This window comes from Aestuariivirga sp. (assembly GCF_044238155.1).
Lineage (GTDB): Bacteria > Pseudomonadota > Alphaproteobacteria > Rhizobiales > Aestuariivirgaceae > Aestuariivirga.
Map to the genome: position 1 here is coordinate 1 of NZ_JBIIDX010000176.1, position 6,549 is coordinate 6,549.

Below are 6,549 nucleotides of genomic sequence, written 5' to 3' on the forward strand. Positions count from 1 at the left end.
CTGCTGCTCCAGCTGGTGCCACCGTTTGTCGAGTACTGAACTGTTGCACCGGCCTCAGTACTGGTGACAGTGAGCGCACTGGTGTTGGTGAGCAGGTCGTTTGACGACGCGCCGCTATCCGTGGTCAACGCAACATTAAGGCCCTCCGCCGTCGTGTCGACTGCAACCTGCCCCGCTGGAAACAAGGAAATTCCACTGACATCGGGAGAGGCGCCAAATGGATCGACCAGTTTTGCGCCGTTGTGCCGCAGCTCAACGATGGCAAGTTTATCAACATCATCGCCTGATGACGGGGCGTAGGAAAACACCATTGTCGGGCTAACCGATCCGGGAACAAAGCTGGCAATCGCCCCGTTGGACAACAGCAATTCCGGACTTCCATTCGTAACCGCGACCGCCTCAGTAAAGTTCACGACGATCAGCATGGATTCAGCGAGAGCGAGGTGGCCGTCGTTCTTGCCCCACTCGACACTGGCCACATGCGAGCCATTGGCGGGCTCCTGACGTACCGGCCATGCCGACAGTCTGTTGACGTCGACGCCAGCAATTCGATCAGGATGGGCATCGCCATTCAGATCTGCAAACAACACCACGAGGCCATCATTTTGCCGATACCAGATAGAGCGCGGCTCTGGCTGGTCGCCACTCCACGAGAGTGAATTGCCCTTTCCAAACCCGCTGCCGGCCGCAAGAAACTCGGTGATGATATCGGCCATCACCTCACTAAGATCAGGATCGAAAAACGTTGACGTCCGCTCGGCTGCTGATGCCACAGGATCAGCTGGCGGCTCTTCCGGCACCACGAAGGCACCCTCACCAATATCGAACATTTGGACAACATCAAGAGCGGTCGCAGATCGCAGATCGCCATCAATTTCATTCAGAAGCGCGAGTGATGGGACTTGCTGCCAGACGCTGCCAGTCCACACATAACTGCTGCCAAAGCCAAGGGCGGCGTAGTCCTGAACGCCGATCGCTTCCATCAACATGACGGCCTCGATCTTCCGTGTTCCCAACGGGGGCTCCTTGATATGGTCAGCACGCCGCCTCCTTTCTCGCTCACATATCCAATGACGACCCGTGCTTTGGACTTTAGCTCCTAACGCCTAATGGCTTTCTGGTTAACTCCGCACCAAACAAAACAAGAAAAACGAATGATCGATCTCCAATCATGCCAATCACGGCATAATCCATGCTTTGTGATTAATACTGACTTCCGGGATACTTGAAGAACACATCTACAGTTCACCAAGCACTTTCTACCTGATGTCGTTCCTTCATCCTGATCTTGTCGATTGACAGATGCTCACGCAATCCAGCCAATAATTCACAACAATGATCTCAACATAAAACCGATCAGTAACGCTTGTGCAGGAGAATGAGCCGGATCTGACAGCACTCAAGATGAGACTTCCGCACTGAATCAAGGCGTAGGTTATGACCAGACTTTCTGATGCAAAAAGCGAATTTCGACGTGCAGTATTCATTCTCGCTGCCTTTTCGGCAGTGATAAACGTCTTGTTGCTGGCACAGCCGATCTATTCGATCCAGGTTTATGACCGCGTTCTTCTGTCGCGAAGCATCAGTACACTCATCTATATTTCCATCGCCGTTGTCATCACGCTTCTTGCCGCGGCAGCACTTGACGTCATGCGCAGCCTCATCGCAGCACGGGCCGCCCAGAATTTTGAAACCAGACTCAGTGACATTGCGCTTCGCACTGCAATTTCAAGATCAGGCACGACAGCCGCGGGACTCCAGCCCCTCCGGGACATTGCCGCTTTGCGTGCGCTTATTGCATCGCGCGCACTGATCGCCGTTCTCGATCTTCCCTTCGCTCTTCTCTTCATAGCCATGATGTATGCCGTACACCCTGACCTGTTCTGGATCACTGTGGCGGGGGCTGTGCTCGTGATGGTGGTGGCCCTGGTAAGTCAAGTGGTGCTGGCAGGCACTGCTCAGCGGCAGTCCGAGCTCTCCTGCACCGCGAACATCAGGGCCGAGTACATCACACGAAATGCCGATAGTCTCACGGCGATGGGAATGACGGGAAATGCCATGAACATGTGGGGCGAGGCGCAGGCAGGAAGCCTCCTGGCCGCAGACTCTGCAGCGACCCTCAACGCCTGGTTTGGTGGTCTTTCGAAGTTTCTCCGCTATGCGCTGCAGTGCGCCGTGATGGGGTATGGTGCGCTGCTGGTTCTGGAAAACCAGATGTCCGCCGGGCTGATGTTTGCGGCGTCACTGATTTCCGGCAAGGCGCTGCAGCCCATTGACCAGATGATAGGATCATGGCGCCAGCTCGCTGCAGCCCAGCAGGCCTGGGCGCGCGTGAAGGACTTTACGGCAAGGAGTGGCCAGGATCGTAATCACACCGCGCTTCCCACACCGTTTGGCGTGTTGGAGGCGCAGGACCTGCATCAACCGGATGCCATGGGAGCTGCGCGTCTGCCCGTTCTGTCACGCATCACTTTCCGGCTCGATCCGGGCGAGATCGTTGCGGTCGTCGGGCCTTCGGGCTCGGGCAAGTCGACACTTGCCCGGATGCTGGCGGGTGCATTGAAGCCTCGCAGTGGCCATGTGCGCATCGACGGCCATGATCTGCAGAACTGGAACCCGGACCAACTCGGACGTGCGATTGGCTACATCGCACAGGATGTCGAACTGCTCCCGGGCACCGTGGCCGACAACATAGCACGCTTCGACCCCGCTTCGAGAGATGAGGACATTGTGTCCGCAGCACAGGCAGCGCATGCCGAAGACCTGATTCAGCGCCTGCCTGCAGGCTTCGACACCATGATCGGGCCAGGAGGCGTTCATCTCTCTGGCGGCGAACGCCAGCGCATCGCACTGGCACGCGCACTTTATGGCAAGCCTCGAATCCTCATTCTTGACGAGCCCAACTCGAATCTTGACCGCTTGGGCGAAGCCGCTCTCATGCGTGCGCTCTTGGAGGCCAAAACCAATGGAGCGACCATTCTCGTCATCACACAGCGCGAGGCTCTTCTCGCTTGCGCCGACAAGATCATGCGACTGCAGAACGGTACCATTGTGGAATTTGACGACAAGGCAGTTCTACTGGCGCGTCACCGCGATGGGTCGGCACGCACCGGACCGCGGCCAGTCATCATTCCCCGGCAAGCGGCAGGTACGTGATGACCAGGCGCCTGACCAAGCCAGGGAACTGGCAGAGCCGCATCCCGGTTTCCTACGCCCGCGCCTGCTTCAGTGGTGTACTGATCGTCGCGCTATTCGGTGGCAGTTTTGGCCTCTGGGCGGCAACTGTTCCCATTTCCGGCGCAGTCGTTGCATTTGGCGTGGTGCGGGCGAGCGGACAGAACAAACTGGTCGACCATCTGGATGGAGGAGTGATCGCCACGATACCCGTACAAGAGGGTGAAGCGGTAATGGCTGGCGACGTTCTGCTTACCATCGATACCACCCGCACCACTGCCGAGCGTGATCGACTGAAAATGGCGCTGATTGCCGCAACCGCTCAGCTGGCCCGAGCACGGGCCGAACAAAAGGGCGCTGAGCAGTTGATCCTGCCGGCAGAACTGGAAGACGATGCGCAGGAAACCGGTGTGAGCGATGACATTGCCCAACAGCGCAATGAATTCGATAGCCGGCGCACGCGACATATCGCTGAACTGGCTGCCATCGACCAGCGAGTGCGGGCAGCGGGCGAGGAGATCGCGGGTCTCGAGACGCAGAAAAGCTCCGAGGAACGCAAGCTCGCCGTGCTGCGCGAGGACCTTGCAAACAAAGAGCGCCTGCTGGCCAAAGGACTGGCATCGCGCACCGATGTCAACAGTTTGCGTCGAGGCGAGGCGGATTCCATGGGCATCATCGGTTCGTTTACCGCGCGGATCGGCGAGCGCCGTTCGGTCATCGCAGAACTGCACCAGCAGACGGTCACAATTGAAGCGAGGCGGCGAGAGGCGGCGGCAAGCGAGGCGAGCGACCTTTCGGCAAGGATCGCCGATCTCACTCAGCAGCTTCGCAGGCAGGAGGACGTATTGGCGAAGTCGGTGATCCGGGCGCCAAATGACGGCATCATTCTGCGCCTGCCAAAGAACACAGTTGGCAGCGCACTGAAGCCCGGCGACGTTGTGGCGGAGTTGCTCCCCACCGGCAATGAGTTGTTGGTTGAGGCGCGGATTGCACCACAGGACATTGATTCCGTGCAGGTGGGTCAGGCAGCGCACCTCCGGCTGGTCGCCTTCAGCAGCAAGACGACACCGGATGTTGCTGGCGAGGTTGATTACGTGTCAGCTGACCGGTTCATCGATTCCAGCGGTACAAATGCGTTCTACACTGCCCGCATCCGGCTGACGGGACCTCTGCCTTCGGAACTGGACGGAAAACCGCTGCAATCAGGCATGCCGGTTGAGGCATTCATAAAGACCGGCGAACGAACCTTCCTCACCTATCTGATCCGACCACTCGAGGACAGCTTCGCGAGGGCCTTCCGCGAGGAGTAGACACCTGGTCTCCAAGCCAGGAGGGTGGTGGGCGATGAGAGACTCGAACTCCCGACATCTTCGGTGTAAACGAAGCGCTCTACCAACTGAGCTAATCGCCCCTTCCCAACCGCATAACGTCCGCACCACCAGCAATCAAGCCAGCAGATTGCGGGCGACGGACACTATTTGTGAGGGCCGAGCTCTGCCAGAGGCTTGACTGACGCCCCTCAGTCTAAATACACTTTAAGGTCACAGAATCAACCTGTTCGTAAAGTTGACCCATCCATGAAGCAACTTTCCGGAGTCCTGACATGAGGACGTCCCTATCCGCCCTGGTATTCGGTGCGCTGCTCGCTCTGGCAGTCGTTCCAGGTCATGCGGAGCGAGCAAAACCCAACATCCTGATGATCATGCCGGACGATGTGGGTTACTTCAACATCGGTGCCTACAGCCATGGCATGATGGTGCCGACCCCCAACATCGACAGCCTGGCAAGCCAGGGCATGCTGTTCACCGATCACTATGCCGAGCCTACCTGCACGCCGGGCCGCGCCGCCTTCATCACCGGCCAGATGCCGATCCGCACCGGGCTTACAACGGTGGGCATTCCGGGCTCGCCCGTCGGCCTCAGCAAGCTCGACCCGACGCTGACCGAGGTGCTGAAGCAACAGGGCTACGCCACCGGCCAGTTCGGCAAGAACCATCTGGGCGACCGCAACGAGCATCTGCCCACCGTGCATGGCTTCGACGTGTTCTACGGCAATCTCTACCATCTCAACTCCGAGGAGGAACCCGAGGACCCGGACTGGCCGAAGGATCCCGATTTCACCGCCCGCTACGGCCCGCGCGGCGTTCTCGACTGCAAGGCGACAGACGCTGAGAACCCGGCCGCCGCCGATCCGCGCTTCGGCGCCTGGGGCAAGCAGGTCTGCACCGACACCGGCCCGCTCACCATGGAGCGCATGCTGACCATCGACGAGGATTTCACAAGGCGCACCGTCGCCTTCATGCGCGAGTCGGCGGCGGCGGGAAAACCGTTCTTCGCCTGGTATGCGCCCTCGCGCATGCACATCTACACGCATCTGAGGCCCGAGAGCCGCTATCTGGCGCAGCCTTATTCATCGGCCGAAGATCTCTATGGCAGCGGACTGATGGAACATGACGGCTATGTCGGCCAGCTGCTGCGTGCGCTTGATGACATGAAGGCGGCGGACAACACCATCGTGCTCTACACCTCCGACAACGGCGCCATGGCCGCCTGGTGGCCCGATGGCGGCACCACGCCGTTCCGCAGCGAGAAGGCCACCACATGGGAAGGCGGCGTGCGCGTGCCGATGCTGATCCGCTGGCCGGGGCGCATCCCGCCGGGCTCGGTGTCGAACGGCATCCAGAGCCACATGGATCTGTTCACGACGCTCGCCGCCGCGGCGGGCGTGCCCGACGTGGCGGCGAAGCTGCTGGCCAGCCACAAGGTAAAGATCGACGGCATCAACAACCTCGCCAACTGGACGCAAGGCGCGCCGTCGAAGCGCGAGACACAGATTTTCTACAATGAGAGCCAGATGACGGCCGTGCGCATCGGGCCGTGGAAAACCCATTTCAAGGAGCGCAACGGCTTCTTCGACTATTTCCGCGACAGCGCGCTGGTGTTCAACCTGCGCATGGACCCGCTGGAGCAGCGTGACGGCCACTACTCCAACCTGCTGGCGATGAAGAAGGCCTTCCTGGGCGGCCTGGTGCGCGACCTGCTGGATGCTCACTTCGCCTCGCTGAAGGAATTCCCGCCGCGGCAGGCGGGCGGATCGCTCAAGCCCGGCAGCAGCATGACGCCCTGACCGCCGCAGTGCCGGGATACCGCCACCGCATTCTGGCCGCCGCGCTCTGCGGCATGGCGTGGGCCACCGCCCCGCAGGCGGCGCGCGCGCAGGAGGCGCCAGCCGACCCCCTGCTGTTCACAGGCGAAGGCTGGCGGCTGAAACTCGGCCTCGATGGGGCGGTGCAGACCTCGGGCGAAATCAACAGCTGGTGGAACCTGACGGATGCCTTCCCACCACCCGAGCCCTTCGATCCGGACCGGTCCTGG

3 protein-coding genes, 1 tRNA gene and 2 pseudogenes are annotated in these 6,549 nt (G+C 60.0%); 4 read left to right on the forward strand and 2 right to left on the reverse strand.

Going from position 1 to position 6,549, the window contains the following annotated elements:
- A pseudogene (locus ACILRN_RS15015) lies at positions 1–1,016 on the reverse strand (hypothetical protein); the annotation flags it as partial.
- 421 nt (positions 1,017–1,437) lie between these two features.
- On the opposite strand from ACILRN_RS15015, the gene ACILRN_RS15020 reads away from it, so the two are divergent.
- Positions 1,438–3,156 carry a type I secretion system permease/ATPase gene (locus ACILRN_RS15020; protein ID WP_395689642.1) on the forward strand — a complete coding sequence of 573 codons (1,719 nt, stop codon included), beginning with the start codon at positions 1,438–1,440 and terminating at the stop codon, positions 3,154–3,156.
- Positions 3,156–4,484 carry an HlyD family type I secretion periplasmic adaptor subunit gene (locus ACILRN_RS15025; RefSeq protein ID WP_395689644.1) on the forward strand — a complete coding sequence of 443 codons (1,329 nt, stop codon included), beginning with the start codon at positions 3,156–3,158 and terminating at the stop codon, positions 4,482–4,484. The genes ACILRN_RS15020 and ACILRN_RS15025 overlap by 1 nt, the downstream gene beginning before the upstream one ends.
- A 25-nt stretch (positions 4,485–4,509) precedes the next feature.
- On the opposite strand, the gene ACILRN_RS15030 is transcribed toward ACILRN_RS15025, so the two are convergent.
- Positions 4,510–4,585 (reverse strand) — tRNA-Val (locus ACILRN_RS15030).
- Between the two features lie 192 nt (positions 4,586–4,777).
- Between ACILRN_RS15030 and ACILRN_RS15035 the strand changes: the two genes are divergently transcribed.
- Positions 4,778–6,301 carry an arylsulfatase gene (locus ACILRN_RS15035; protein ID WP_395689646.1) on the forward strand — a complete coding sequence of 508 codons (1,524 nt, stop codon included), beginning with the start codon at positions 4,778–4,780 and terminating at the stop codon, positions 6,299–6,301.
- An 8-nt stretch (positions 6,302–6,309) separates the two neighbouring features.
- Positions 6,310–6,549, forward strand: a pseudogene (locus ACILRN_RS15040) (hypothetical protein); the annotation flags it as partial.

Excerpts from the sequence above, each read along its gene's own strand:
- ACILRN_RS15020 (WP_395689642.1), top strand. The coding sequence starts at position 1,438 with ATGACCAGACTTTCTGATGCAAAAAGCGAATTTCGACGTGCAGTATTC.
- ACILRN_RS15025 (WP_395689644.1), top strand. The coding sequence starts at position 3,156 with ATGACCAGGCGCCTGACCAAGCCAGGGAACTGGCAGAGCCGCATCCCG.
- ACILRN_RS15035 (WP_395689646.1), top strand. The coding sequence starts at position 4,778 with ATGAGGACGTCCCTATCCGCCCTGGTATTCGGTGCGCTGCTCGCTCTG.